General features: G+C 38.4%; 21 protein-coding genes and 1 pseudogene. 8 read left to right on the top strand and 14 right to left on the bottom strand.

Going from position 1 to position 26,578, the window contains the following annotated elements; translation table 11 throughout:
• Positions 1-178: 178 nt before the first annotated feature.
• Positions 179-1,405: a dicarboxylate/amino acid:cation symporter gene (locus tag SAY88_RS22025; RefSeq protein ID WP_332634372.1), complete on the bottom strand. Its 1,227-nt coding sequence runs from the start codon at positions 1,403-1,405 to the stop codon at positions 179-181.
• Positions 1,406-1,735: 330 nt separating this feature from the next.
• On the opposite strand from SAY88_RS22025, the gene SAY88_RS22020 reads away from it, so the two are divergent.
• Entirely contained in the window at positions 1,736-3,379 is a 1,644-nt protein-coding gene (locus SAY88_RS22020; RefSeq protein WP_332634371.1) for an alpha/beta hydrolase, read from the top strand.
• 297 nt (positions 3,380-3,676) lie between these two features.
• Entirely contained in the window at positions 3,677-3,946 is a 270-nt protein-coding gene (locus SAY88_RS22015; RefSeq protein WP_332634370.1) for a thiamine-binding protein, read from the top strand.
• A gap of 189 nt (positions 3,947-4,135) precedes the next feature.
• On the opposite strand, the gene SAY88_RS22010 is transcribed toward SAY88_RS22015, so the two are convergent.
• The 13 genes and pseudogenes from SAY88_RS22010 to SAY88_RS21950 form a co-directional block, all read right to left on the bottom strand.
• Positions 4,136-4,513, bottom strand: a complete 378-nt coding sequence (locus SAY88_RS22010; protein ID WP_332634369.1) for a DUF1761 domain-containing protein — start codon at positions 4,511-4,513, stop codon at positions 4,136-4,138.
• Between the two features lie 224 nt (positions 4,514-4,737).
• A complete protein-coding gene (locus SAY88_RS22005) occupies positions 4,738-5,514 on the bottom strand; it encodes a MerR family transcriptional regulator (RefSeq protein ID WP_332634367.1) in 777 nt (258 codons plus the stop codon).
• 311 nt (positions 5,515-5,825) lie between these two features.
• Positions 5,826-6,767 (bottom strand): SDR family NAD(P)-dependent oxidoreductase, encoded by a 942-nt coding sequence (locus tag SAY88_RS22000; protein WP_332634366.1) that lies wholly within the window; start codon positions 6,765-6,767, stop codon positions 5,826-5,828.
• A gap of 62 nt (positions 6,768-6,829) precedes the next feature.
• Positions 6,830-7,408, bottom strand: coding sequence for a TetR/AcrR family transcriptional regulator (locus SAY88_RS21995; protein WP_332634364.1), 579 nt, complete (start codon positions 7,406-7,408; stop codon positions 6,830-6,832).
• A 302-nt stretch (positions 7,409-7,710) separates the two neighbouring features.
• A complete protein-coding gene (locus tag SAY88_RS21990; RefSeq protein ID WP_332634362.1) occupies positions 7,711-9,687 on the bottom strand; it encodes a TRAP transporter permease in 1,977 nt (658 codons plus the stop codon).
• A gap of 294 nt (positions 9,688-9,981) precedes the next feature.
• Positions 9,982-11,052: a TAXI family TRAP transporter solute-binding subunit gene (locus SAY88_RS21985; RefSeq protein WP_332634360.1), complete on the bottom strand. Its 1,071-nt coding sequence runs from the start codon at positions 11,050-11,052 to the stop codon at positions 9,982-9,984.
• A gap of 277 nt (positions 11,053-11,329) precedes the next feature.
• Positions 11,330-12,274: pseudogene (locus tag SAY88_RS21980) on the bottom strand (NAD(P)H-dependent flavin oxidoreductase).
• Positions 12,275-12,505: 231 nt separating this feature from the next.
• Positions 12,506-13,153, bottom strand: a complete 648-nt coding sequence (locus SAY88_RS21975; RefSeq protein ID WP_332634359.1) for a bifunctional 4-hydroxy-2-oxoglutarate aldolase/2-dehydro-3-deoxy-phosphogluconate aldolase — start codon at positions 13,151-13,153, stop codon at positions 12,506-12,508.
• A gap of 139 nt (positions 13,154-13,292) precedes the next feature.
• The gene (gene hxlB, locus SAY88_RS21970; RefSeq protein WP_332634358.1) at positions 13,293-13,850 is read right to left on the bottom strand and encodes a 6-phospho-3-hexuloisomerase; all 558 of its coding nucleotides are present in this window, start codon (positions 13,848-13,850) and stop codon (positions 13,293-13,295) included.
• Positions 13,834-14,472 (bottom strand): 3-hexulose-6-phosphate synthase, encoded by a 639-nt coding sequence (gene hxlA / locus SAY88_RS21965; protein ID WP_332634357.1) that lies wholly within the window; start codon positions 14,470-14,472, stop codon positions 13,834-13,836. Before hxlA ends, hxlB begins: the two co-directional genes overlap by 17 nt.
• Positions 14,473-14,487: 15 nt before the next feature.
• Positions 14,488-15,441 (bottom strand): sugar kinase, encoded by a 954-nt coding sequence (locus SAY88_RS21960; protein ID WP_332634355.1) that lies wholly within the window; start codon positions 15,439-15,441, stop codon positions 14,488-14,490.
• 34 nt (positions 15,442-15,475) lie between these two features.
• Positions 15,476-16,474: a LacI family DNA-binding transcriptional regulator gene (locus SAY88_RS21955; RefSeq protein WP_332634373.1), complete on the bottom strand. Its 999-nt coding sequence runs from the start codon at positions 16,472-16,474 to the stop codon at positions 15,476-15,478.
• 352 nt (positions 16,475-16,826) lie between these two features.
• Complete coding sequence (locus SAY88_RS21950) at positions 16,827-17,981, bottom strand: Gfo/Idh/MocA family protein (RefSeq protein WP_332634353.1); 1,155 nt, start codon at positions 17,979-17,981, stop codon at positions 16,827-16,829.
• 367 nt (positions 17,982-18,348) lie between these two features.
• Here SAY88_RS21950 and SAY88_RS21945 point away from each other — a divergent pair, with 367 nt between their 5' ends.
• The 6 genes from SAY88_RS21945 (at position 18,349) to ulaA (ending at position 26,213) form a co-directional block, all read left to right on the top strand.
• Positions 18,349-20,487 carry a catalase gene (locus SAY88_RS21945; RefSeq protein ID WP_332634352.1) on the top strand — a complete coding sequence of 713 codons (2,139 nt, stop codon included), beginning with the start codon at positions 18,349-18,351 and terminating at the stop codon, positions 20,485-20,487.
• Between the two features lie 139 nt (positions 20,488-20,626).
• Positions 20,627-20,896 carry a hypothetical protein gene (locus tag SAY88_RS21940; RefSeq protein ID WP_332634351.1) on the top strand — a complete coding sequence of 90 codons (270 nt, stop codon included), beginning with the start codon at positions 20,627-20,629 and terminating at the stop codon, positions 20,894-20,896.
• A 295-nt stretch (positions 20,897-21,191) separates the two neighbouring features.
• A complete protein-coding gene (locus SAY88_RS21935) occupies positions 21,192-22,187 on the top strand; it encodes a DUF3231 family protein (RefSeq protein WP_332634349.1) in 996 nt (331 codons plus the stop codon).
• Between the two features lie 246 nt (positions 22,188-22,433).
• A complete protein-coding gene (locus SAY88_RS21930; RefSeq protein WP_332634348.1) occupies positions 22,434-24,548 on the top strand; it encodes a BglG family transcription antiterminator in 2,115 nt (704 codons plus the stop codon).
• Between the two features lie 15 nt (positions 24,549-24,563).
• Complete coding sequence (locus tag SAY88_RS21925) at positions 24,564-24,839, top strand: PTS sugar transporter subunit IIB (RefSeq protein ID WP_332634346.1); 276 nt, start codon at positions 24,564-24,566, stop codon at positions 24,837-24,839.
• Positions 24,840-24,842: 3 nt separating this feature from the next.
• A complete protein-coding gene (gene ulaA / locus SAY88_RS21920; RefSeq protein WP_332634345.1) occupies positions 24,843-26,213 on the top strand; it encodes a PTS ascorbate transporter subunit IIC in 1,371 nt (456 codons plus the stop codon).
• Positions 26,214-26,578 lie beyond the last annotated feature (365 nt).

Genomic DNA, 26,578 nt, shown 5'->3' with positions numbered 1-26,578 from the left:
ATGGACATCGAAGTATAAGGCTAAAAGCGTATACCGTCTAAAGACGGTGGAGTTAGACCACGCGTTTGGAAATTAAACATGACACCCTTTACTCTAAAATGTAATTAGTCTAGCCATAAAAAAAGCGTTATGATCGTGAATGTATCACCGATCATAACGCTTTTTTTTTCAACAACTCTTACGCTGTTTCTACCTTATCTTTTTCACCTTCGCTTTGATCAACAAAAACAGCACATGCTGCGTCTCCAGTAATGTTAACTGCTGTACGAAGCATATCAAGGATTCGATCAACGGCTAACACGAGCGCAATTCCTTCAACTGGTAATCCGACAGATTGTAAAACCATGGCAAGCATGATCATCCCAACTCCCGGGACTCCCGCCGTTCCGATACTAGCAAGGGTGGCCGTTAACACAACCGTTACTAACGCACCTACTGATAATGGTTCCGCAAATACTTGCGCAATAAACACCGTCGCAACAGCTTGCATGATCGCCGTACCATCCATGTTAATCGTTGCTCCAAGCGGCTGTACAAAACCAGATACGGGCTTCGACACACCTAGTTTTTCCTGAGCGGTTTTCATGGATAACGGAAGTGTTGCATTACTACTTGACGTACTAAACGCCACTGTCATAGCCGGTGCAAAGTTTTTAAAGAAATGTAGTGGATTCATTTTTCCTAACGCATAAACGACACCCGAATACACAACCGTTACATGAAGAATCAACGCTAACACGACACAAAGCATGTACATTGCCATCGAAGATAATGCATCCAACCCTAGTTTACCGATGGCTGATGCAATTAGACCAAAGGCTCCATATGGCGCAAGTTTCATCGCGATCGTAACAAGGAACATCATAATCTCATTACCTTGCTCCATCAATTTGTACATCCCACTTGTTTTTTCACCAAGATGTGCAAGAGCAAAACCGACAAAAATAGCAAAGAAAATGATTTGTAGCATTTGACCTGTTGCTAATGCATCAATTGGATTTGTTGGTATGATGTTCAATAACGTCTCCATGACCGGAGGCGGTTCTGTTGCTTCAAAATTGGCCTCTTCAGTCCCCATTAACCCCTCTTGTCCTGGCTGAATGGCTAACGCTACTCCAAAAGCAATACATAGTGCAACAACAGTAGAAAGTAAATAAAACCCTACTGTCTTGATCCCGATACGCCCAAGTTTTTTCGTATCACCCATTCCAGCTGTCCCAAGGACAATCGAAAAGAAGACAAGTGGCACCACCAACATTGTAATAAGCTTTAAGAAAATTTGCCCTAACGGTGTTAATACATAAGTGTCTAAAGGCACAAAAGCTCCAGGAGCAAATAAATTAAATCCAAGCCCTACAGCTACCCCTAGGATAAGTGCAATAATTATCTTTTTTGTTAATCCCATTTCTCTACTCCTCTCTTTTATGATGTAGTAATTCTTATTCGATGCTACCAGTTTTTTTCGACAAATACTATGATTCCATTTTATTTACGTCTCGTCAACTATATTTGTAATATAATCTTACGTAATCTCTTTCCTGTCTACCTTCGCTCATATGATGTCGGAACCCTTTAACTTTCTATCGAAACACGCTAGGCAATTCCGCCACACTTTCTAGGCTTGAAATAATGAGTATTTATTATAAATAAGAAGCTAAAAATGAAAAGGTGCTTTATCAAATTTAGCACTAACTACTTTAAGACATACTTCACTTTTCCGATAAGGAGAACCCAAATGGAAAATAGCCCAAGTTGCAACAATAAATATTTACACTTTTTTATAAGAGCATTAGTCATCGCCAATTGCGCATCCATTTTACTAGGCCTCATTTACATCATAACAAAAGCTTCACATGGATTGTGGAATATATACGGAGTACTCCTGCTCATTACACTATTAGGAAACGTAACCGCCACGCTGTTTCAAACTAAATACAGAAGCTTAGATTATATTTATTTGCTTCTTACTATCATTTCAATGATGCTTCTACCTGTTCTGAACAGAAGTGCGTCTGAAGATGTTTTGAACACAACATCACGTAGTGTTATTTCAATAACTTTGCTTTTATCTCTCCTCGTTCTTGGAGGTGTTATAGCAGTGTTGAAATTACGACCCATCAAAAAGACAGACGAAGCTTCATCACATGAAATAAACCATACACTGAGGATTACCATTCAAATTTTACTAAGCGCTTCTTTAGTACTAGGAATTTATTTAGCGTATCAATTAATTACAGGACGAAGCGCTGATAAAATTGAAATGGTACTTCCGACAACCTCTTTATTTTTGAGTATCATTTTTTTCACTATTTCAATGCTCATATTAAAACTGTTGCACAAAAAAACAAAAGCATTCGTGAAAGCCACAGTTATCATCCTTGGGCTTTCATTAACTGTTATTTTTAGCTTACCTTTAGTATTAACACTAGCGACAATCCAAGATGTTGAATCTAACTATATGAAAGCATTTGGAGTCAAATCAGCCGACATCATTCCACCAGAGAAAAAGCAGTACTTCACAGATACTCCTTTTGTACTTCCTGATTATTTCTTTGGCGCAGCATCAGGGGATCATCGAGTAAAACAAGACATTCTCTATTTTGAAGGAACAACTGGCATTGACAAAGGAATTCGGCTTCACTTTGATGCATATATGCCACCTAAAAATGATGAGGAACTCCCTGGGAACCATTTAGTATTAATTAGAATTCATGGTGGAGCTTGGACGGCAGGTGATAAAGGTCACTTAAACAGAGCGCAAATAAATAAACATTTTGCCAGCCTCGGTTATGTCGTATTTGATGTGCAGCATGGGCTCAGTAACGAAGAACGGCTCTTTCGATTTCTCGAAGTGCCCGCAAATAAAGTTGCCGGCTTTTCCGTTGATGACATGGTTCGTCACATTGGCCACTTTACTGACTATTTAGCAGAACATCATGACGAATATGGGGCAAATTTAGACTCAGTGTTTATCTCCGGAAGATCCTCAGGGGGGCAAATAGCGAATGCTGTTGGGCTAGGATCAAAAAATAGACAACACAACGTCTTAAATCCACACCTTACAATAAAAGGAATTATATCTGTTTATCCAGCCAACGGTTTATCAAAAAAAGCTGGTATAGAAGGAACAAGGGAAATAATAGACCCAAGCCTTTTAGTGACAGAAGATAGCCCGCCAGCTTTAATCTACCAGGGAACTCACGATGGTTTCGTCGATCAATCTGTATCAAAAAAATTCAACCAAACCTATTCCGAAAAATCGAAATCTGCTTTAATATTGCTTCCACTAGCTGGTCATGCGAGCAATACATATTTCTCAGGCTACTACAACCAAGTATTTATGTATTATATGGAACGGTTTATGTATCAACATCAATAACTCCCAAAGAGATGTCTTTGGGAGGTCACATAACTTGCATATTGTTGAAGTACTTATCCAATGATCGTCTCCTACTATACTAATGTTTTACAAAAAACAAATAGGGTATATGATTATTACATATACGAAAGGAGTTGGTCATAATGCACCATCAAAAAAGTGACCGAATCTAGTATGGTCATTTACCTCCCTACATGACTTTCGACACTCAAACTAAGAGTCCTACTCTGACAAACTAGTTAAGCAACCGAAGAAGGATTACTCGTAAAAATGATACAGAAGGGATGGTTGAAAATAATGGCTACCGTTACAGCCGGCTTTCAAATTTTACCAAATGGAAAAGATATGCATACTGCTGGAATAATCCCCGAAGTACTTAATTTAGTGAAAGAATCAGGACTTGAATTTCATATTGGTCCAATGGAAACCGTTATTGAAGGAGAGTTAGACGAAGTATTTGAAGTAATTAAGGAAGCACAATTCATAGGAGGGGCATCTGAATGCATCACGAATATAAAGGTTCATTATAAACCAAGCGGTGTCGCAATAGAGGATAAAATGTATTAGAGATAACTTATTCAAACTAGTAATAAGCATAACCAAGTAATAAGAGCACATTTGCATACAACAACGCTCGGGAATAATGAACTTTAATCCCGAGCGTACATACTTTTTTATGTCGCGAAACCATTATCGATAGCTCTGCCCGTTATCTCCTCCCCTATCCAACGTGAGGATCCACACTGAAAGCCATCATTAAATAAAAAACATCATAACAGTTCCAATGATTGTTAGAGCAATGAAATGATATCCTACTGCGATCAAATAAATCGATGTAGGTTTTTTACTATTTGTCCCTAATCCAAAGATAAAGTCTTTAGCATAAGCAAGAGCTACTATGATCCCTACTGCACCACCAAGTAATGCTCCATCTACTAAGGTTTGAGCTTGTGATAATTGTAGAACGCCATACAATACAATAGAGGTGAATAACGTCACCAAAGTTAGCATCCCATAATTGGGTTGTTCGGGCTTAATATTTAATAGATCTACCCATCGATTTCCTAACACTGAATAATAGATCATTCCACTTACCATGTATATTATGACTCCAGTTAAGACTGCTAATATCACATAGATCCCTACTTTCACTTTTTTATGAATCACAGGTCAGAGGTAATTTTGTCATCACTTTTGGTAATACTCTTATCCCTTTCCTATTACTTGAAATATAATATCACAAATGATGACCTTTTTGCTGATTACTTACTCAAATGCACTAAATGAAAAAAGACCAAATCCTGAGATTTGATCATAAAACGTCTTATTCCGCTATTCTCCAACAGCTAAGATGTTATTCATGACGTTCCCTCTTTATCCATTCCTAAATAAATTAAAACAGCCTCCCGCAAAAATTGCGTTCCACCTTTAACAACCTTATCATAATAAGCAGTAAATCGCTCATCTGCCACATACATTTCAACAAGACCAGCATGTGCTTCTTTGGAATAGCTAGGCCATGAAAACAAAAGCCACTCTTTGTGCTTTGCAGCTAGCTCCTGTGCAATATCGGATGCGGGTTCTTGTGTTTCATATGCTTTTTTAAGCAACGCTAAAATTTCAGTTCCTAAGTTCGTCATAGCCTCGTAGTCTTCTTGAGACATGCCTCTTAGTTTTGCATTGCTATTATTTACAGTATCTTCTCCATACTTTTTACGAATTTCTTTCCCATACTTGTGTTCGTTTTCCTCAATCATCTTCTCTTTCAGGCCTTCAAATTTCTCTTTGTCCTGCATCGTCTTTCCTCCTTGTTTACTTACGATGGTCTTCTCTACCGTCGCCATTAATGTGTCAAGACGGGCACGCTTCTTTTCTAAATGGCTGTAATGGTCTTTTAACGCGGCGATTTGATTAAAGGTTGGCTGATTAATTATGTTAATAATCTCATCTAGACTTACTTCTATTTCGCGATAAAACAAAATCTGCTGCAGCCGGTCTACCTCTTTTTGCCCGTAAATTCGATAACCAGAAGAATTGATTCTTGCCGGCTTCAGTAGTCCAATTTGATCATAGTAGCGAAGTGTACGGCTACTAACTCCTGAGAGCTGTGCCAATTTCTTAACTGTATATTCCATGTCTTACCCTCCTGACAATTTTCATCATAAACCTTTACGTTACGTAAAGGTCAAGAGAGAAAATATGCTTTTATTCAAAAACGGGCTATCCCAAAGGTCTGAATTTGACCATTTGGGATAGCCCCGAAGCATTGAGGGAGTCGTTACTCCTCTCAAAGGGCGTAGATTGTCACCTCTGTTACCGGCTTTTGATTCCCCCAATTGCTTATTATGAATTTTTACCTTACTGCTGCACACCATAGCTGTTCCAATTTCTGAATTCGGTTATTATTTTTACGAAGGAACTTTCCTGATGCCCTTAAAATAAAATCCTAGTTTGTTTCCTTTTCCCTCATCCAATTAATCGTCGCCTCTATGCCTTCTCTATACGGAGTCCGAGGCAATGCGTTTATTTCCTTTTCATATTTCTCACCACTAAGAATGACTGGCTGTTCAGTTAAATACATCATCTCCACCATTTCCCTCATAAAAGGTGAAAAAATACCGATAATACGAATCATATTAGTTGATACTGCCCTGACTGCTTTTTTGTACCCTGTGATGTCTCTTATAATGGTCATCAACTCTTCTCCCGTAATCGGATGTGTTGATGGAACGTTCCAATTTTGATCGTATGTTTCTTCTCGAAGTGACAATTCAACCATCGCTTTTGCTCCATCCAGGTTGTAGAGATATTCTCTGCCTACGGTTGTGCTCCCAACAAAGTTTGCTTTGTTATTTTTTACGACGTTCTTAAGCGTTTCGTGGAGAATGGTATTTCCACAATTGGGTCCATATAAATCAGGCATATGAACAATTAACGTCGGCACATCACTTTTCTTCAATCGATTTTCCATCTCTAACCTTATTTTCCCTTTTTTCGTATGCGGCTCCTTCTTCGTCTGCTCGGTCACCATTTCCTTGCTTTGTCTTCCATAAGCGTAGACGTTATCCACCAATGCAACCTTTGCCTTTTGAGCTCTCGCCACGTCTAACATAATATCAATACACGGAAGATGAGTTTCATCCCAATCTGAGTATGGGAAGCTCACGGAATGAAACATTACATCGACACCATTAGCTGCTCTCGTTAATTCACTTTGTTTTAATGCATCCCCAGGAAAAATGGTAACATTGGATAGGTTCTTATAAAGAGATTCGAGCTTTTCTTTTCCTCTTGAAAAGGCCACTACTTCAATCCCTCTCGAGAGTAACTCATGAACTAACGCATACCCCATTCCACCTGATGCCCCTACAACTAAAGCTTTTTTCATTCCCGCCTAACCTCCTCTTAATTAACCATCGGTCAATAACAGTAAAAATATATGCTCTAACATCAAGAAGGTTGACTTAGAGCTTTAGCAATAAATATTACGTGTAAGTGAGCAACGTCTTTTGCTTCTTCAAAATTAGCTGCATTTCCACGATAATGAGACACAAAACCATGTAACGAAATAAATGAAGAATAAATTTCACTAATCTTTAATTGATTATCTGATAAAGATTGAACTGACTGGGCGAATTTTTGATAACAAAGATTTGCAGCTTCTTGCGATAATCCATCTACCTCGTTATTTCTCATCATAAACATCAGTTCATACTGACTTTGATTATTTAATCCAAACTCAATAAATCGGAGAAAAATATTTTGAAGCTTAACCTGAGGATCACCAGGACTATGAACAATTTCTTCCATTAGCTTATTCAAGTTCTGAAAATATTCTTTTATTACCGCATAAAATAGTTCTGCTTTGTTTTGAAAATGATAATAAAGTGCACCATGACTACAACCAAGTTGTCTAGCGAGGCTACGCATGGATACTTGATGAAAATCCTTCTCAGCAAATTGAGTTCGTGCTTCATTTATGATCATTTCTTTCGTAAGTTCCTGAGAAGTTGGTTTGCGGGGTGACATAATCTCCTCCTTAGTTTAATTAACCACCGGTTAATAAGATTATAATGTAAAGATATGGATATTTCAAGCGGAAATTGTGGAATTGATGTCTCAAAATTTTGTTCATATAAAATCTTACTGTCCAAATTGATGGTTATTCTGTCGGAAGTGACGGATTTGCTGTCCAAACGAAAATAAATGTCGCTTTATAGAATGAGCGACTATAAAAGGGGATGTCTTAAAAGGTCAAAAACAGACCTTTTGAGACACCCCCTCAATTTTGCTTCTCCTTCACATCATAACAACGAAAGAACGCCTTCCGTTTATACTGCTTTATCTACTTTCAAGTTAGAGTCGCTTCCTTTTTTTACTCTTTGAATCACAATCGCTATCAAAGCTAGAATAATCGCAACTAAATCCATATAGATGTTTGCATTGATCAATGTTAATGATGCAGCCAACAATAAGATACGAACAACCCAGTTGGCACTAGCCCCGGCAAACCAACCTTGAACCATGGCAGCTAAGAAGTAAATTCCAAATGATGCTGTAATGACAGCAATAGCGATACTCCCAACTGAACCAATCATCATAATTTCAGGGCTATAGATGAACATGAATGGGACGATAAATGCAGCAATCCCTAATTTAAACGCGGTCACACCGGTTTTAAATGGATCTGTTCCTGCTACTCCGGCTGCAGCATACGCCGCTAGAGCAACTGGTGGTGTAATCGCTGACATTACAGCATAGTAAAACACAAACATATGAGCTGATAAAGGCTCTAGCCCCATTTGGATAAGACCTGGTGCTACAACCGAAGCCGCAACTGCATACGCCGCTGTTGTCGGCATCCCCATTCCTAAGATAATGGAGATTAACATAGCAAAGAATAGAGCTAGAAGCATGTTGTTATCAGCAATACCTAGCAGCATCGAACTAAAACGTTGCCCTACTCCTGTCAATGCAATAACTCCTACAATAATACCCGCACATGCACAAACTGCTAGTAACTGAATCGTGTTTTTCATACCCAGTTCTAGCGCCTGTAATACCTTTTTCAAGCCCATTCTAGTCGTTGGGTGTATCCAGCTAACGATTAAACAAGCAAGAATCGCTACTGTACCAGATCGAATTACAGAGAATCCCATTAATAGTGCGCCAATTAAAAGGATAATAGGTATAAACAAATACGCTTGCTTCATAATCCCCTTTAAAGGTGGCAACTCACTCCGCTTCAATCCTCTCATGTTATTTTTAATAGCTTGAAAATCAACCATAAAATATACTGATAAGAAGTAAAGGAGTGCTGGGATCGTGGCAGCAATTATAATCTCTGAATATTTGATTCCTGTAACCTCAGCCATGATAAAGGCACCGGCTCCCATAATCGGGATCATAATTTGACCACCAGCAGACGCAGTTGCTTCCGTCGCTGCTGCAAACTGTCCTTTGTACCCAACACGTCTCATTAACGGAATCGTCAAGGAACCCGTTGCAACGGCATTACCAGCAGACGTTCCGTTCATCATCCCCATCAGCCCACTTGAGATAACTGATACTTTCGCAGGTCCTCCTCGCATCCCACCAGCTAATGAGAATGCAAAATCGATGAAGTAACGACCAACACCTGACATTTGTAAAAACGCCCCGAAGACAATAAAGAGTAAAATATATTTTGATGATACATCTAACGTAACTCCGAAGATGCCGTTATCTTTGAAAATATAGGTAACAAAACGATCAAAACTATAACCTCTATGGTTTAAAATTCCAGGTAAATACGGACCGACAAAGGCATACAAAGAGAAAACCCCAGCTAAAATTGGGAGCGTCCACCCACTCGTCCGGCGAGTTAATTCCAATACAACGATGATACCTAAAATTGCAACAATTGTATCATGTGTTTGCGGTACCGTACCAAAACGACTTAGCACCGCTGTCAAGTTCGTATAAATATAGAATGTTACATACAGAATTGCTGCAATAAGCAACCAATCAAAAATCGAAACCTTATTCGATTTGGTCTGCCAACCTTTAAATAAAATGAAGCCTAATACAGCTCCAAAAGCTAAGTGAATACTTCTGAAAATCATTGGATCAATCGGATGAAAATTTAAAATATATAGATGGAACAATGCCCCAAAAACGGCAATTGACATAAACGCATATTTCAGCCATCCAGATAATACCCTCATGTTCGAACCATCCACTGCTTCTTCAAGCTCTTTTGCTTTTTCGTTGCTGACAATCGATTGAACTTCTTTATTTTCTTGGTGGTTGTTTTTGTCTTTACTCAAAGGAATGACCTCCTCTTCTTTAATTCTACCTAGAAAGAACTCCTCAAATGAGAGGGTGTTTTTTTAAATGGTACTCAAAAAGGCAGCTTATCTTTTTGAACCTTTTGGAATATCATTTTTTTAGGGGGGTGTCTCAAAAGGTCTGTTTTTGACCTTTGAGACCCCCCCGAAGCAATGAGCGTAGTCGCTACATCTTTTAAAAGCCTTGAGAGGAGTGGGTTTCTCCTCTCAAGGGGCGTAGCGAACGGAGCCATTGCCTTCTCTGTTCCGGACTTTTGGGACAACCCCAGCTCATTAGTTTTGATACTCAGCTGGATAAACAGACTCTGGTAATTCAATTCCAATTTCTTCGTAGTACTTAATTGCACCTGGGTGTAATGGCACTGTTTCATTAAGTAGAATTGCTTCTTCAACTGCTTCTTCAGCAGATGAATGTGTTGTAACTAGAAGGTCATTATTTTCGTGATAAGCTTTTACTAAATCATATACAAAGTCAATGTTCATTGTTTTATGAACAATACCAAAGTTGAATTGAGCAATGGTCTCAATGTCATCATGGTCAATATTTTCGTATGTCCCTGCTTCAATTGTGTAAGGAGTGAAGAACGGGAATTTCTCAATGATTTGGTCACGTTGTTCTCCATCAACACCAAATAAGTTGATATCACGTAATGCAGCAACCTCTTGTACAGCTGGAATTGGAAGACCAGCGGCAAAACCAATAACATCAAGCTGACCATCTTGTTGTTGACTTGTCATATCGCCAGCGCCAGCATAAACAGGTGTAACATCTAATCCAAGTAACTCATGGATTTGTGGCAAGTACGTACCAGAAGTTCCCCCCATCGGACCTACTCCCGTACGATTAATTCCTTTTTCTGAGATATCATCTAGAGAAGCGACACCACTTGACTCTAAAGCCCACCAGTGAAATGGTGTGTAATACATTGGAAATACTACGCGAATATCATCATGTGGATTTCCTTCAAATTCAGTACCAACACCATGAATGGCTTCATATCCTGGACCTGTTGTAATCATCCCGATGTCTTGAGAACCAGCTTCAATTAATCGAATGTTATCAACCGGTCCACCTGTTACCTCTACATTCGCAGTAACACCGAGCTTCGTTTCTAGAAGGTTACCAATCCCTCCACCGTATATATAGTACACCCCACCTTGTGAAGCGGTACCAATGACAACAGTTGAAGGTGCTTCTTGATATTCAATGGATACATCCCCATCTTCACCAACGTCACCATTATCTGCTGGTGCACTTGTATCACTGCCACCACAAGCTGAGGCAAACACTAAACCGAATCCTGCAACCACTGTTAGCATTGAACGTCTAAAAAACTTTTTCATTTCTTTTTCCCCCTTATAGGTGTTTTTTCTGACTATTTAGATTATAAAGCGCTTTCATATCGGTGTCTGCATTTGATCTTATTGATCTTTTCGGTCTTTTTGGTCTCAAAAAATACTACAAACTTAAAGTCTTGTATGACAAGATTTTATAGCATTTAAATCAAAAGGAGATGTCCCAATAAGTCTATTTTGACCTTTGGAACATCTCCTATAATACTTCACCAAATCGTAATCTCGGGTCGGATTTCCAATTATTTTCCTGGTTTCCTAGACAATATTATTGATAACTTCCTAACAAAGATTTAGCTTGACCGATAATTTCATGAACCGTCTTCTCTGCCGTTTGTCCATCTTTCATAAGTCGAATCCCTTGTCCCGCCCATAACGATAAGTATCCTCTATTCCCAAGATGTTTTGCCGCTTGCCTTATTTCGCTTGTAACTTGATTTTGGATCGGATAAGCCAGCGGTTGTATTTGTTTCTCGAGATGAAAATTGATAAATTCATTTTTAATGGCTCGCGCCGGTCTTCCAGAGAAGCAGGTCGTAATAATTGTACTGTCTTCAGTGCTGTCAAGGAGAGCTTGTTTGTATTCTCTGTCCGCTCCACTTTCAGCAACGGTTAAAAAACGAGAACCTAACTGAACCCCCTTTGCCCCTAACATAAGGGAGGCAGCAAGCCCCCTTCCATCCATAATTCCACCAGCTGCAATCACAGGAATTTGGACTTGATCCACTACTTGCGGGACTAAAGCCATTGTCCCAATTAAAGACCCTTGAGAATCAGAAATCGTAAAGGTCCCTCTATGTCCCCCTGCTTCACTCCCTTGAGCAACAACAATATCTACTCCTGCTCTCTCAGCTGTTAACGCTTCTTCAACAGTCAAAATTATTGTCATCACTTTGATTCCATTTGCATGAGCTAACTCTATTTCATCTAAATCAGGAATTCCAAAGGTTGCCGAAATCACTGGGACTTATTCTTTAACGAGAAAAGAGAATTGCTCTTTATAATAATCTGTAGAAGTAATCGGTTCCTTCGGTGCCACGATGTTCAGTCTCTTGTAAATCGGTTCATGCATATCCTGAATATATTTTGTTCTACTATCTTCTTTTGACATCTCTACTTTAAATATATTGACAGAAAAAGGTTTGTTCGTTAAAGTCCTTACTTTCTCTATCGCATCTTTCAATGCAGCAAGTGTCAAATATCCTGCCCCTATAGGAATAAATTTTTGGATATATTCTTTGAATTTAATTTAGTTCTGGGGTTTTGAATCATTATAGGAGCTACCGGCTTTTCTGTCTGTTTGGATAATTATTCAGTCGGATGTAGAGGATTTGCTATCGAAACAAAACAAAGGAGGTCAAGCTTTTAAATCAGCTCGACCTCTTTTACTTCTTATTTCCACTAACATATTTCAAAACGTCACTAAGTGAATTGCCCATATGTTTTAACTACGTGCTTCCTTTACCGCACTAACAAACTCTTTTGATTTTCTAGTTAACTCTACTAACGTTTCCTCGTTCATATCTAGTTTTGTATCAACAAGCGCACTTCCTAAACCTACTGCCACTGCTCCTGCTTTAATATACTCAGAGAGATTCGATATATTAATTCCTCCTGTTGGCATAAGAGGAATATGAGGAAGAGGCCCGTGAACATCTTTAAGATAGGACGGTCCAAATACATTTGACGGGAACACTTTTATTACATCAGACCCACTCTCATAAGCGGTTAAAATTTCAGTTGGTGTTAATGCCCCAGAAATACAGATAACACCATAACGTTTTGTCATCCGAATCGTTTCTGGATTGACCGTTGGAGAAAAAACAAATTTTGCCCCTGACAAAATCGCTGCTCGTGCCGTTTCAGGATCTAAAACAGTACCTGCACCCACAATCACATCATCTAATTCCGTAGAAGCCTTTTCAATGAGAGATAGTACGTTTGGAGTTTCAACTGTAATCTCCAATGTTTTTACCCCTCCGTCACGGAGAGCTTTTGAAATTGGAACAATATTATCAACGGTTGCTCCTCTAATAATGGCGACCACGCCACTGTCTTTAATCTCTTGTAGTAGTTTCTTGTTGTCCGCCACCACAACCAGCTAAAATCGTAGAAAGTGCTAATACTGCTATAGCTGTTTTTGAGAAAAACTTTTTCATAATATATTTCCTCCTCAGTTTCTTTGTTTTTTATTGAAAAATCTATGAAATATGACTTACCTTCTACAAGTGCTATTCTAGATTTGCATGACGTTTCGTCATTTCAGCAAAACTAGGTTGGTCTTTAGTCATTTGTATAGTGCAGATGATAATGGCATCTAGTACTAAATGAACTGCTTGATCAAACTGGTTACCAAGTGGTTGAATGGTCTCGGGTTCTTCAGGTCGGCGATACTTTGTTGCTGCTGGAATCACTAGGGTTCCATCACTAATCGAACCTATTTTTGATTCTTTGTTCGTCGTTACTAACAACACCTGCGCCCCGGCCTCTTTCGCTTTTGTCGCAAATTGATAAATCGCCCCTGTCGACCCAGAGCCTGAGATAGCAATAAGCAGATCTCCTGCTTCGATACTAGGAGTAATGGTTTCACCAATAACGTAGACGTTAAAGCCTCCATGCATTAAACGCATAGCAAATGCTTTGCCCATTAGTCCTGAACGCCCCTCACCAGTAACAAAGATTCGCTTAGCTGCCAGAAGCTTCTGGCTAAACATTAATGCTTCATCTTCTCTTACTTGAGATAAAACCGTATTCATTTCACTTGCAACAGTCTCAATAGTTGTTTTCATACTTGTTAATCATTCCTTTCATTTCCTTGGCCATTCCTGTACTATCTTCAGCTTTCGTGATAGCGCTTCCGACAATGATCGTATTTGGTGATTTTTCTAAAATGTCAGGTAAGGACTCTATGTTTATCCCGCCAGCAACAGCTACTTCAAATGTTGAATTATTCTCAACCAAATTGAATAAATCCAAATGCATTTCTCCATCAAGCTGCATATCTTTACCGAAATGCAAACTGACTAAATCCACCCCCAGTTTCTCAAGCTCCCCTATACGCTTTGAATCTGTAATCCCAAGTAGGTCAATCATTACTCGTTTTCCTTGCTTAGCAGCCACCTCTAACGTATCCGCTATTGTTTTATCAGCTGAAAAAGCCATTACAGTAGTAATATCCGCCCCTGCTTCAAATGCTTGCTTTGCTTCAAACTTACCAGCATCACATGTCTTCATATCTGCAACAAGGACTTTATCCGGAAACGCTTCTTTTATTTCTCTTACAATGGACATTCCATATTCCTTTATGACCCCAGTCCCCACTTCAATCGAGTCAATGGATTGTTCTGTTTCCTTGATAAGGTTGAAACATTCCTCTCTACTTAACCTATCAAGAGCCAACTGAATGTTCATAATCTCCACTCCTATCTATCGTTCGATAAACTCTTTTTCACCTAACTGAACGAGAATATCATCTAAGTAAGGCAACCCTTCATTATCACCTGAAACACTTACAACCATTGATCCAATCGTATTAGCAAAATGCAAGATTTTCTCCAAAGGCCATTTCTGCAATACTCCGTAAATGAAACCTGCATCAAATCCATCACCGGCCCCAACTGTATCGACAACCTTCTTTGGTTGCACTGGAGCAGATTCTATGAATTTGTGGTTGTGATAGCCGATAGATCCCTTTTCTCCTTGCTTTATTGCCACATATGAAATACCTAACTTACTACTCTCTTCAATAACACTTCTCGGATCATTTGTCCCAAAAATGATTTCTGCTTCGTCTAAACCTGTTAATAGAATATCTACATACGGTAAGAGTTCAGTTAAAGCTTCTCTTGCTTCTTCCTTTGACCACATCTTCAAGCGAATATTTGGATCAAAAGAAATAAGCATATTATTATTTTTCGCCAAAGCAACCGCTTTCTTTGCGACACCAATATTTTTATTTTTATCAACTGCTGGGAAAACGCCCGTTATATGGAGAAGCTTCGCCCCTGTGAATTGTGATTCATTCAACTCATCAACTGTTAACGTTGATGTCGGGGAGTTCGAACGATAATAATACGTACTACCACTTCCATCTTCTAAGATTTCTTTAAAGTGAACCGATGTTGGATACCCTTCCACTAGCTTCACATCCGTAACATCAATGCCTTCCCCGCGAACAAAATTGTAAATATACCTTCCAAATTCATCCTTACCTAACCGACTAATCCACTTTGCATTCAACCCTAATCTCGAACATCCAATGGCTACATTTAGCTCAGCACCTCCTACCTTGCGTTCAAACGTTGAAACAAATCTTAGTGGACCTTTGGACTGCGGATTTAACGATACCATCGCGTCCCCTATTGTTACTACATCAACCATAAGGTCACTCTCCTCTCCATTGAACACTGTTACATTAACACGACTCTCTATTTATTAATGTTGGTTCAAATTTGTATACTAGTGTTTCCACTTCTTTTTTCTGTATTGATGATAAAATTAAGGTTGCTGCCTGCTTTCCCATCTCAAACGCTGGCTGAGAAATGACTGTTAATGCAGGACTATAAATACTTGCAAAAGAAACATCGTCAATTCCTATAATTGCTAAATCATTTGGTATTTTAATAGAGTTAGCTTTTGCATATTTCAAAATCTCCATCAATACACGGTCATTACCTGCCAAAATTGCTTGTGGCGGAACATGTAAACTGAGCATTTTCTCTAGTATTGATTGGATCTCATTTATTTCTGCACTCTTGATGTAATCTTCATTAATTGGTAAATTTTGCTCGTTCATTGAATTCCGAAAACCATTGATCCGCCCCAACCGAGCGGAAATACTTCTTTTAATAGAAGAGGTAATGATTCCAATACGTTCATATCCTTTTTCAGCTAAATGAGTAACGGCTAAGCTTGATGCTTTTTCGTTATCTAATACAATTGCTGGAACGTTCACGTTATCGACCGTTCTATCGACAAATACGATTGGAAATTGATCCTTTACCATTTTTTCGTACAACTCAACATTGTCCCCAGTTGGGAAAACAATCAGTCCGTCGACTTGTTTTGCTAGTAACATCTCAATATACTTTTTTTCTTTTTCAGGGTTATCATCTGCATTACAAACGATAATGTGAAAATCAGATTCATGACAATAATCCTCGATAGCTCTGATCACTTGCGTGGAAAACGCATGAAGAATATTTGCCACGATCACCCCAATTGTTGACGTAGATTTTTGTTTTAAACTTCTGGCAACAATATTAGGTTGATACCCTAGCTCTTTAATAGCTAACTCAATTCTTTCTTTTGTTTTTTCACCCATGTAATCAAATCTCTTATTCAAATATTGAGAGACTGTACTCTTAGATACTTTTGCATGTTTTGCAACATCTGTAATTGTTACTGATTTCATCATTGTATACCCCATTTAATTTTATAAACCGATTTACTAAACCGGTTTACTAAATCGGTTTAGAGAAAGTATAAATCAAATGAAAGCGTTTTACAATACTTTTTCAAAAAATAAAAAAGAAAAAATAAAACCGTTTACTTATCCAAGCCAAAATAAAAGGCTCGACACGAATGCCGAACCTTTATTTCTTATAAAAAAACCTAGAAAGCCCTACACTATAAATAAAAGAGCTCTTACAATCATTGAAATGGCTTCAATATCTACAAAGATAACTTTTACAACGTTAAGAACAATAAAACAATCCCCAAAATGCGAATGCTCTTGCTGTCTTTTATTACACCATAGATATTGACTAACTTTTTTCACTAAAAGGGAAATTTACTGGCAAAGGACTTGGCCTTGCACAAGTACTGTTAAGAGTATAAAACTTCCCTTTGCTAGAGGATTCTAGTAGGCCGATCATTGCCTCAAGTGAGTGATAAGCCATTTCAGCACTGGCTCGTTCCGGTCGATGATCACGTATAGCATACGCCATGTCTGCAAGACCTAATCCGCGAGAGTCTTCATTAAACCCATGCGTCAACTGAACTTCTTCCCATGTCTTTGGACTTTCACTTCTTGGCAACGTACGCCAACGTGATGTTTCACTAGTTCTAACTAATAAAGGCCCGCCAAAGAGATTCGGTCCATCAAGAGGGTCGACATCAGGAATGAGCAACGTCCCCTTAGACCCATAGATTTCCATCCTAGGTAACTCAGAATCCCAAACATCAAAACTAGCCATAATCGTAGCAACGGTCCCATTTTCAAATTGAAGGTTACCAGAAATATGAGTTGGAACCTCTACATCAATCGATTCCCCTAACCTTGACTCAGTCTGAATCGTTCTCTCTTCAAAAGTCTTTCTAGCATATCCACAACAACTAGAGATCGGACCAAGCAACGAAATGAGTGCAGTCATATAATAAGGTCCAATATCTAAAAGAGGACCTCCTCCCGGTTTATAGAAAAAATCTGGGTTCGGATGAAATAATTCCGGACCTCGATGCCCGACAAATGCACTCGCCCCTACAATCTCACCTATTAGTCCCTCATCCATTACTTTTCGAGCGGTTTGCAGTCTTCCGCCTAAAAATGTATCAGGTGCACACCCTACACGAAGCCCCTTTTCTTTTGCAAGCTCCATGATTTTTTTCGCGTCTTCTAAATTGGCTGCAAGAGGCTTTTCTGTATACACATGCTTCCCTGCCTCAAGAGCTGCAAGGTTATATTTTGCATGCACCTCTGGTATAGTTAGGTTTAAGATAATATCCAGCTCAGGATCAGCAATTAATTCATCTATCGTACAAGCCTTTGGAATATTATAATCCTCTGCTTTCCTGTTTGCGTTTTCAATATTACGACTTGCACAAGCCGTAATTTCAATAATATCAAGCGTTTCACATACATGAATATAGATGTCACTTATATCACCACAACCTAGTAGCCCCACTTTGAACGGTTTCAAATGAATCCCTCCCACTTTTCGTTACATAAATCATTTAATAAAAATATCTATTATGAAGATTATAGCTCACTATAAGAAGAAACCTCTTTATAAAATCAAGACTTAACTTTATATTTTCAAGACTTTTAAATTCTGCCATGATCTTATGAATATAGTATTTTATGATTAAAGAGTTTTTTTAACAGCAATTGATTAAACCCTACAAAAAAACTCTTAGCCAGAAAATCGCATCCAACTCTTCAAATTAACAGTATAAAATTAGATCTTGGAGAAACAATTTACTTAGTATCATTAATTTTCCAATTCCGACACTCTAATTCTCTTTACACATTCATTTTAGGAACCAAATTAATTGGGAGGTAAATTTATGAACGAAGAACAACAAAACCAATCCAGCAACTTAGAGAGCAAAAAGAATCAGCAACTCGAAGCGTTCCGTGTCGATCACAAAAACAAAAAGCTCACTACAAACCAAGGTGTTCCTATTAGCGACACAGATGATTCGCTTAAAGCAGGAGACCGGGGACCTACCTTAATGGAGGACTTTCATTTCCGTGAGAAAATGACACATTTTGACCACGAACGAATTCCAGAACGTGTTGTTCATGCAAGGGGATTTGGAGCTCATGGATATTTTCAAGTGTATGAGCCGATGGCAGAATTTACGAAAGCTGCTTTTTTACAAGACCCTTCAATAAAAACACCGGTATTTGTTCGCTTTTCTACTGTCGTAGGTTCTCGTGGTTCAGCTGATACAGTCCGAGATGTCCGAGGGTTTGCCACTAAATTTTACACAGAAGATGGCAACTATGATTTAGTCGCAAATAATATCCCTATTTTTTTCATACAAGATGCAATAAAGTTTCCTGATGTTGTTCATGCCTTAAAGCCGGAGCCTCATAATGAGATCCCTCAAGCTTCCGCTGCTCATGATACATTTTGGGATTTTGTTGTGAACAACACAGAGACAGCACATATGATTATGTGGCTGCTTTCTGATAGAGCAATCCCTCGAAGTTTTCGCATGATGGAAGGCTTCGGTGTTAATACGTTTAGATTCGTTAATGAACAAGGCAAAGCCAGGTTTGTTAAATTTCATTGGAAGCCTGTACTTGGTGTACATTCTCTTGTGTGGGACGAAGCTCAAAAACTCGCCGGTAAAGACCCTGACTTCCATCGTCGCGACTTATGGGATGCTATTAATATGGGTGAATACCCTGAATATGAACTCGGTGTACAAATGATCGAAGAAAAAGATGAATTTAATTTCGACTTCGACATTTTAGACCCAACTAAATTTTGGCCTGAGGAAATTGTCCCTGTTCAAAAAATTGGAAAAATGACCCTTAATCGCAATCAAGATAATTTCTTTGCTGAAACAGAACAAGCCGCCTTCCATGCAGGCCATGTAGTACCAGGAATTGACTTTAGTAATGATCCTCTGTTACAGGGACGACTATTCTCTTATACAGACACTCAGCTCCTACGCTTAAGTGGTCCAAACTTTCACGAGATTCCTATTAACCGTCCGATCGCACCTGTAAACAATAACCAGCGTGATGGATTCCATCGTATGACCATCGATAAAGGTGCTGTTAGTTATTCACCAAATTCGTTAAGAAACAATTCACCACACCCTGCTTCAGAAGCGGAACATGGCTACACTCATTATGCTGAGAAGGTTGAAGGTCAAAAAATCAGAAAACGTAATGCAAGTTTCGATGACCACTATCGACAAGCCACCCTCTTTTGGAACAGTATGTCGCCGGCTGAGAAACAGCACATTATAAAAGCATTTCATTTTGAAGTCGGAAGTGTGAAAGATAAACAACTCAAGCAACGTGTTGTTGAAATGTTCAATAATGTCGACGATCAACTAGCCACTGAGATTGCAAAAGGGATCGGAGCAAATCCACCACAGTCCCCTGGTGGAAGTGGTGTTACCACTTCTTCTCCGGCTGTTAGTCAAGAAAATACGATTAAAAGTGCTCGAACGAGAAAGGTAGCTGTACTCATTGAGAACGGTTTTACTTTTAATGATGTAACACAAGTTATGACAGCCCTGTCTGGTGCAGGAATTCATGCAGAAACAATCAGTATGAATTTAGGAATGATCACAAGTGCGGAAGGCCAACAATTGGAAGCAATTAAAAGCTATGCAAATAGTCACTCTGTTATGTACGACGCTCTTTACATTGCTGGTGGGAAGCAGTCTGTGGAAAGTTTAATGACGCATAAAGATGCAAAGGACTTTATTAACGATGCCTTCGTTCATGCTAAACCAATCGGAGCAACGAATGAAGCTGTAGACTTACTTATGTCAACAGATGTCCAACGAATTTCTATAGCTGGTGTTGAAACACAAGGACAAGTATTTTATGACTTAGGAATCGTAACCGTCCGAAACACTTCAGATTTAACTGCTTTCAGTCTGGAATTTATTAATGCCCTTGCCGCACACCGTCATTGGATGAGGCAGAATCAAGATGGAAAAATGAGTGGTTAAAATTAATCAAGCGTAACACTCACTGTGTCAAAATTTCATTAAAATTTCTAATTTTATTTCTAATTTTTAAGTATGACTTGAAAGAGTTTTGAGATGATATGAAGGTACCAAAATTAACACCTTTAGGAGGGTATTTCACATGCAACAAAACCAACAACAAACTATTCAACAAGCTTCACAAGCAATCCAACAAGCTCAACAGGCCATTCAACAAGCTCAACAAGCAGCTAATCCACAGGCCATTCAACAAGCTCAACAACAGCTAATGCAAGCGACTCAACAATTACAGCAAGCTCAAAACGGTGCTCAACCAGCTCAACAACAACAATTCCAACAAGTTCAACAAGAGCTGCAACAAGCGACTCAACAACTGCAACAAGTTCAACAACAACAAAACCAACAGCAGTAATATTAACAAGTATCATTGGTTCATCTCTAATGGGTATCCATGTCCAGTGCCAAACTAGACGTACACTATTCCATAGAGGATTACACAGTGTAGTTTCTTAGAAGCTTAGAGTGAGTAATCCTCTAAGCTTTTTTTAAAAATTAGGTGAGAAACTTTTTTTAAAAAAGATTTTAGTACTTGGATCATTCTTCATACCTAAACAATATTTTCATTTCCATTCTCTTAAAACATGAATAAGTATACAAAAAAACAAAAGACTATATCATTAGATGTTATACATAAGGAGAGACGCCAGATGAATGAAAATCACCACACTCGGTTAACGTCTTCAGAAATTGCCGCACTTTGGAGTAGTTATCAGAACAATAGTATGTCGGTCTGTATTTTTAAGTATTTTATAGAAAATGTCGGTGACCCAGAAATTGAATCCATCATTAACTATGCACTTAAGATCTCAGAAAAAAACCTTATCCTATCGGAAAAAATTCTTAAGGAAGATAACCACCCGATCCCAGTTGGTTTTTCTAATAAGGATGTAAGTCCCTCTGCTCCACGCCTTTATTCTGATACATATTATTTGTACTATCTTAAAAACATGGCAAAAGTTGGGCTTTCTGTTTACGGGGTTGCATTGGCAACAAGCGCTAAAACAAGTGTCCGAGAATTTTTAAGTCAAGCAATACAAACCTCTACAGATCTGTACAATAAAACAGCAGACCTTTTATTATCAAAGGGGCTTTTCGTTAGACCACCTTATGTTTCAACTCCTGCTGAAGTAGATTTTATTGATCAAAAAAATTATAAAGGTGGTCTATTAAATATAAATCGTAGACCCGTAAATGTGATTGAGATCACCCATGTTTATGCCAATATTGTGACAAACTTAACCGGCCAAATTCTTTTAATGGGTCTTGCTCAAGTGGCTAAATCTAAGAATGTTCGTGAATATTGCTTAAAAGGGATCGATATAGCCCAAAAACATATTAAAGAATTCTCATCCATTTTAACGAAAGACGACATTCAAGTCCCCATGCCATCTGACCTTGAGGTTTCCAACTCAACTTTAGCGCCATTCTCAGAGAAACTAATCATGTTTCAATCATCTTTGCTAATACAGTCAAGTACATCAAACTATGCAACAGCTGCAGCAGCAAGCTTAAGAACAGACATAAGTGCAACATACGTCCGTTTAGCAGCAGAGGTTGCAACCTACGCTAGTAATGGTGTAAACATCATGATTGAGAACAGCTGGTTAGAAGAACCTCCTCAAACAATTAAACGAGAGCATTAAACAGTCCTATCTTACATTCAATCCATGTAAGATAGGACTGTTTTTCTTGGTTCTGTTCATTCGGTAAACTAATCTTCACTTCTTTCCCCCTCTTACTTGAGTATAATTTTGCACAAATAACAATTACAAAATTCAGAAAATGCGAACGTTTACAAAGTTTGATAGTACTACCTATAATGAAGTTAACTAGTTAATGGATTTTGCAAAAAAATCTAAAATTGCACACGTGCGAAGGTTGGGTTGGATATGGTTCTTGATGAAAGGTGTACACAAATCATCACTATTCTTTTAAATGCCAACGGATATACGTCCGTTGAAATGATTACGAATCAAATAGGAATCTCGAAGCGGACCTTCTATTATGACATTCAAAAAATAAACAAGTGGCTCGAAGGAAATAAGTTACAACCTGTAAAAAAAGATCACGGAAAGGGCTTTTATCTAGAACAGGAAGGGAAAGAAAAAACTCCTAAATTAATAAGTAAGCTTAATAAATTTCAATACTTTTATAGTCCAGAAGAAAGAATCACCTTAATTGCTGTTAAATTACTAACAAACCGCCATCCAATTTTCCTTGAAGACATTATGGAACTTACACAAGTTAGTAGAGCAACAGCCTCCAACGACTTAAAAGTACTCAAAAAGGTTTTTACAGAACAACAGTTGAAATTGGGCTTTTATAGAAATAGCGGCTATGAAATTAAGGGGACAGAGCAGAACAAACGGCAGGTGTTAGTCACCTATTTTGCAGAACTAATGACTTCCAAAAAGAACTTGAATTACCTTTTAGAACATATCAAACTCCCCTTTTTCCAAAATCGCTTTGGAATTGAGGGTATAAACTTTCAGTTAAACAGCATTAAGCCACTTATCGAAGAGTGTGAAGTCCAATTATCCATTGAACTAACCGATGAAATGGTTCACCTATTATCGATAAAGTTATTAGTTGTCATACAAAGGTTATTGTACGGAAACCGAATTACAATTGATTATGCTGAACAGGAAGCACTTCAATCAACTAAGGAGTACTCTGCCGCTAAAAACATTGCTCAAAGATTAGAAACAACTTATAACATTATTGTCCCTGATAGTGAAATCTGTTTTATTACCATGAATTTACTCGGTTCAAAAATAAACTATTTCGACCTTAACAGTAGCGAAAGTGTAGAAATGAAAAAATTAAAACAAACGGTCAAAGGGATTATTCAAGATTTTCAAAACTATGCATGTGTTCTGTTTAAAAACAGCTCTCAAGTTGAAGAGTCATTATTTAAGCATTTAAAGCCTGCGTATTACCGTATTAAATATCAAGTTAGCTTAAAAGACGAAAACACGGAACATGTAAAACAGGAATTCCCTGAGATTTTTCAATTGACAAAGAAGTCAATCAACCAACTTGAATTATTAGTAGGCTCTAGTATTAACGATTCAGAAATTGCGTACGTCGCTATGCACTTCGGCGGTTGGCTTCAGCGAGAAGGAAAAAAACCAATTCAGAGGAAGAAGGCTATCATTGTTTGTGAGAATGGACTCGGTACCTCAAATATATTATGGGGACAAATCGAGAAAATCGTTACGACGGTTGATATCATCGGATGTATCTCAAAACGACAATACGAAAATAAAAATTGTGATGCAGATGTCGTTTTTGCCACATCTGTTATTAAAGATAAAAGACATCCTGTATTAATTGTCAATCCGATTCTAACAGATAAGGATAAAGAAGCTGTTTTATCTTTCGTAAACAACCAACATATATCTGGACAGACGGTAAAACCCCCTTCCCTTTCTACCATTATGAACATTGTAAAAAAGCATACAACCATTATGAATGAAAAGGAATTAACTCAAGAGTTGTCGTTACTTTTCGACATGAACCATAGATATAACAAAATGGAGGAGAAACCCGTGTTAAATGAATTGCTAACAAAGGAAACCATCCAATATAAATCAGAAGTTACCGACTGGAAAGACGCCATTAAGGTAGCTTCAGAACCACTCCTAACAAATAGATATATAACTGAGGAGTACGTTCAGGCAATGATCGCAAATGTAGAAAATCTAGGTCCTTATGTTGTTATTGCACCAGAAATAGCTCTCCCACACGCAAGGCCACAAGATGGCGTGAACAAAATCGGTATGAGCCTACTCCGATTAGGAAAAAGTGTCTATTTTTCAGAAAAAGAGAAACATAGAGCTAAACTGATTGTGGTTTTAGCAGCAGTCGATAACGAAAAGCACTTAAGAGCTTTATCACAATTAACAACGATGCTATCTGATCAAGCTGTTCTGCAAAATGTTATGTCAGCTGAAAGTGTTGAAGAAATACTCACGTATATTAACCAATATTCAACTATTTAACAGGGGGAATGTAAGATGAAAAAAATATTAGTCGTGTGCGGAAATGGCCTAGGCAGCAGCTTTATTGTGGAAATGAATGTAAAAGTCATCTTAAAAGAGTTAGGAATAGAAGCTGAAGTATCTCACACCGATTTGACTACAAGTAAAACAGAAAGAGCCGATTATTACCTAGGAGCAGCAGATTTAGTTGAAAACCTAGAAGACGGAAATCGAAACGTCATCAAATTAGATAACATTATGGATAAACAGGAGCTTCGTGTAGCGTTAGAAACTAACCTAAAGGAGGTTTAACCTATGATTGATTTAATAATGAATGATATTCTAGGAACACCTGCAATTTTAGTTGGTTTATTCGCGTTATTAGGATTATTACTTCAACGCTCTCCTATCACAAATGTCATCTCAGGAACATTAAAAACCGTAATGGGCTTTGTTATTTTAGGAGCAGGTGCCGGAGTGATTGTAGGTTCCCTAGACCAATTTACCAACATGTTTGAGCATGCGTTTGATATTCAAGGGGTTATTCCAAATAACGAAGCAATCGTCGCATTAGCTCAGGATGCATTTGGTACCGAAACCGCGATGATTATGTTGTTCGGGATGATTGTCAATATCTTACTAGCTAGGCTAACACCTTTTAAGTATATCTTTTTAACTGGACACCATACGATGTTTATGGCTTGTATGATTGCCGTTATATTGATGACAGGCGGAATGGAAGGATTTGCACTAGTCTTTGTAGGATCTATTATCCTAGGTTCTCTTATGGTTCTAATGCCTGCTTTAGTAGCACCATATACAAGAAAGATCACCGGTTCAAATGATTTTACAGTAGGTCACTTTGGATCTATAGGTTACTTTGTTGCAGGATATGTTGGAGAAAAAGTCGGTAAGAATTCTCGTTCCACAGAGGAACTAAAAGTTCCAAAATCACTAGGCTTTTTACGCGATACCTCTGTAGCCGTTTCATTAACGATGTTTATTCTTTTCTTTATCGTAGCTCTTTTTGCAGGGCAAACATTTATCGAAACTGAACTAAGTGGCGGAGCAAACTTCCTAGTATTTGCTTTCTTGCAAGGGTTAACATTTGCTGCAGGGGTTTATATCATTCTTGCGGGTGTACGTATGCTATTAGCTGAAATTGTCCCAGCGTTTAAAGGAATCGCAGATAGAGTCGTACCAAATGCTATTCCGGCATTGGACTGTCCAGCAGTTTTCCCTTTTGCAAATAATGCCGTAATTATTGGTTTCTTCTTTAGTTTTATTGCAGGATTAATCAGCATGTTCCTTCTTCCGCTATTTGGATTAAGAGTTATTGTTCCTGGACTTGTCCCGCACTTCTTCACAGGAGCTGCCGCTGGAGTATTCGGTAACGCTACAGGAGGAAGAAGAGGCGCGATTCTTGGAGCAATGGCAAATGGATTTTTAATAAGCTTTTTACCTGCTCTATTGCTTCCTGTCCTAGGTACACTTGGCTTTGAAGGTACTACTTTCGGCGATTCTGATTTCGGTGTAGTTGGAATCTTACTTGGCGGAGTGGTTGAACTATTCTCTTCCCCTGCCGTATTTATTACCGTTATCCTTGGAATCCTAGCTGCAATCTTCGCTTTAGGTTATATTAAAAATAAAAAGAATCCTCCTAGTGATCAGTCAGCAAATTTATAGGGTTTTGAGACGTATGGGAGTACTTTCCCATACGTTTTTCATATGAATGATGTTGCTCTTCGGGCGCGTTACTGATATGCGGCTTCATCCCTTCTCTACTCTTGTTTTGCGGTGCGTTCTTGCCTGCAATTTCCTTGGCTCACAGGCGGACACAGAGTTGTTCAAGAAGTTTACTCACGCAGTAACCATCGGCACATTCGAGGAAGATACTGCCCCTCCGGAACAGAGCTCTTCAGCGCCTTGAGCATTCTGTTTATGCGCACTAAAAAAGACAATCCATTGGATTGTCTCAGATTGTCGAGAAACCCCACTTTTTTAAAGTGGGGTTTCTATTTTGACTTTATTTCATTCTCTAAGATTTAAGA

The organism is Halalkalibacter flavus, assembly GCF_036663575.1.
Taxonomy (GTDB): Bacteria; Bacillota; Bacilli; order Bacillales; family Bacillaceae_D; genus Halalkalibacter; species Halalkalibacter flavus.
The sequence above is the reverse complement of the archived record's forward strand: the minus strand, read 5'-3'. Positions and strand labels throughout refer to the sequence as shown.

Bases quoted from the DNA above. Each gene is read 5' to 3' on its own strand.
- SAY88_RS22025 (WP_332634372.1), bottom strand. From the start codon at position 1,405: ATGGGATTAACAAAAAAGATAATTATTGCACTTATCCTAGGGGTAGCT.
- SAY88_RS22020 (WP_332634371.1), top strand. From the start codon at position 1,736: ATGGAAAATAGCCCAAGTTGCAACAATAAATATTTACACTTTTTTATA.
- SAY88_RS22015 (WP_332634370.1), top strand. From the start codon at position 3,677: ATGGCTACCGTTACAGCCGGCTTTCAAATTTTACCAAATGGAAAAGAT.
- SAY88_RS22005 (WP_332634367.1), bottom strand. From the start codon at position 5,514: ATGGAATATACAGTTAAGAAATTGGCACAGCTCTCAGGAGTTAGTAGC.
- SAY88_RS22000 (WP_332634366.1), bottom strand. From the start codon at position 6,767: ATGAAAAAAGCTTTAGTTGTAGGGGCATCAGGTGGAATGGGGTATGCG.
- SAY88_RS21995 (WP_332634364.1), bottom strand. From the start codon at position 7,408: ATGTCACCCCGCAAACCAACTTCTCAGGAACTTACGAAAGAAATGATC.
- SAY88_RS21985 (WP_332634360.1), bottom strand. From the start codon at position 11,052: ATGAAAAAGTTTTTTAGACGTTCAATGCTAACAGTGGTTGCAGGATTC.
- hxlB (WP_332634358.1), bottom strand. From the start codon at position 13,850: ATGAAAACAACTATTGAGACTGTTGCAAGTGAAATGAATACGGTTTTA.
- hxlA (WP_332634357.1), bottom strand. From the start codon at position 14,472: ATGAACATTCAGTTGGCTCTTGATAGGTTAAGTAGAGAGGAATGTTTC.
- SAY88_RS21960 (WP_332634355.1), bottom strand. From the start codon at position 15,441: ATGGTTGATGTAGTAACAATAGGGGACGCGATGGTATCGTTAAATCCG.
- SAY88_RS21955 (WP_332634373.1), bottom strand. From the start codon at position 16,474: ATGAAATCAGTAACAATTACAGATGTTGCAAAACATGCAAAAGTATCT.
- SAY88_RS21945 (WP_332634352.1), top strand. From the start codon at position 18,349: ATGAACGAAGAACAACAAAACCAATCCAGCAACTTAGAGAGCAAAAAG.
- SAY88_RS21940 (WP_332634351.1), top strand. From the start codon at position 20,627: ATGCAACAAAACCAACAACAAACTATTCAACAAGCTTCACAAGCAATC.
- SAY88_RS21935 (WP_332634349.1), top strand. From the start codon at position 21,192: ATGAATGAAAATCACCACACTCGGTTAACGTCTTCAGAAATTGCCGCA.
- SAY88_RS21930 (WP_332634348.1), top strand. From the start codon at position 22,434: ATGGTTCTTGATGAAAGGTGTACACAAATCATCACTATTCTTTTAAAT.
- SAY88_RS21925 (WP_332634346.1), top strand. From the start codon at position 24,564: ATGAAAAAAATATTAGTCGTGTGCGGAAATGGCCTAGGCAGCAGCTTT.
- ulaA (WP_332634345.1), top strand. From the start codon at position 24,843: ATGATTGATTTAATAATGAATGATATTCTAGGAACACCTGCAATTTTA.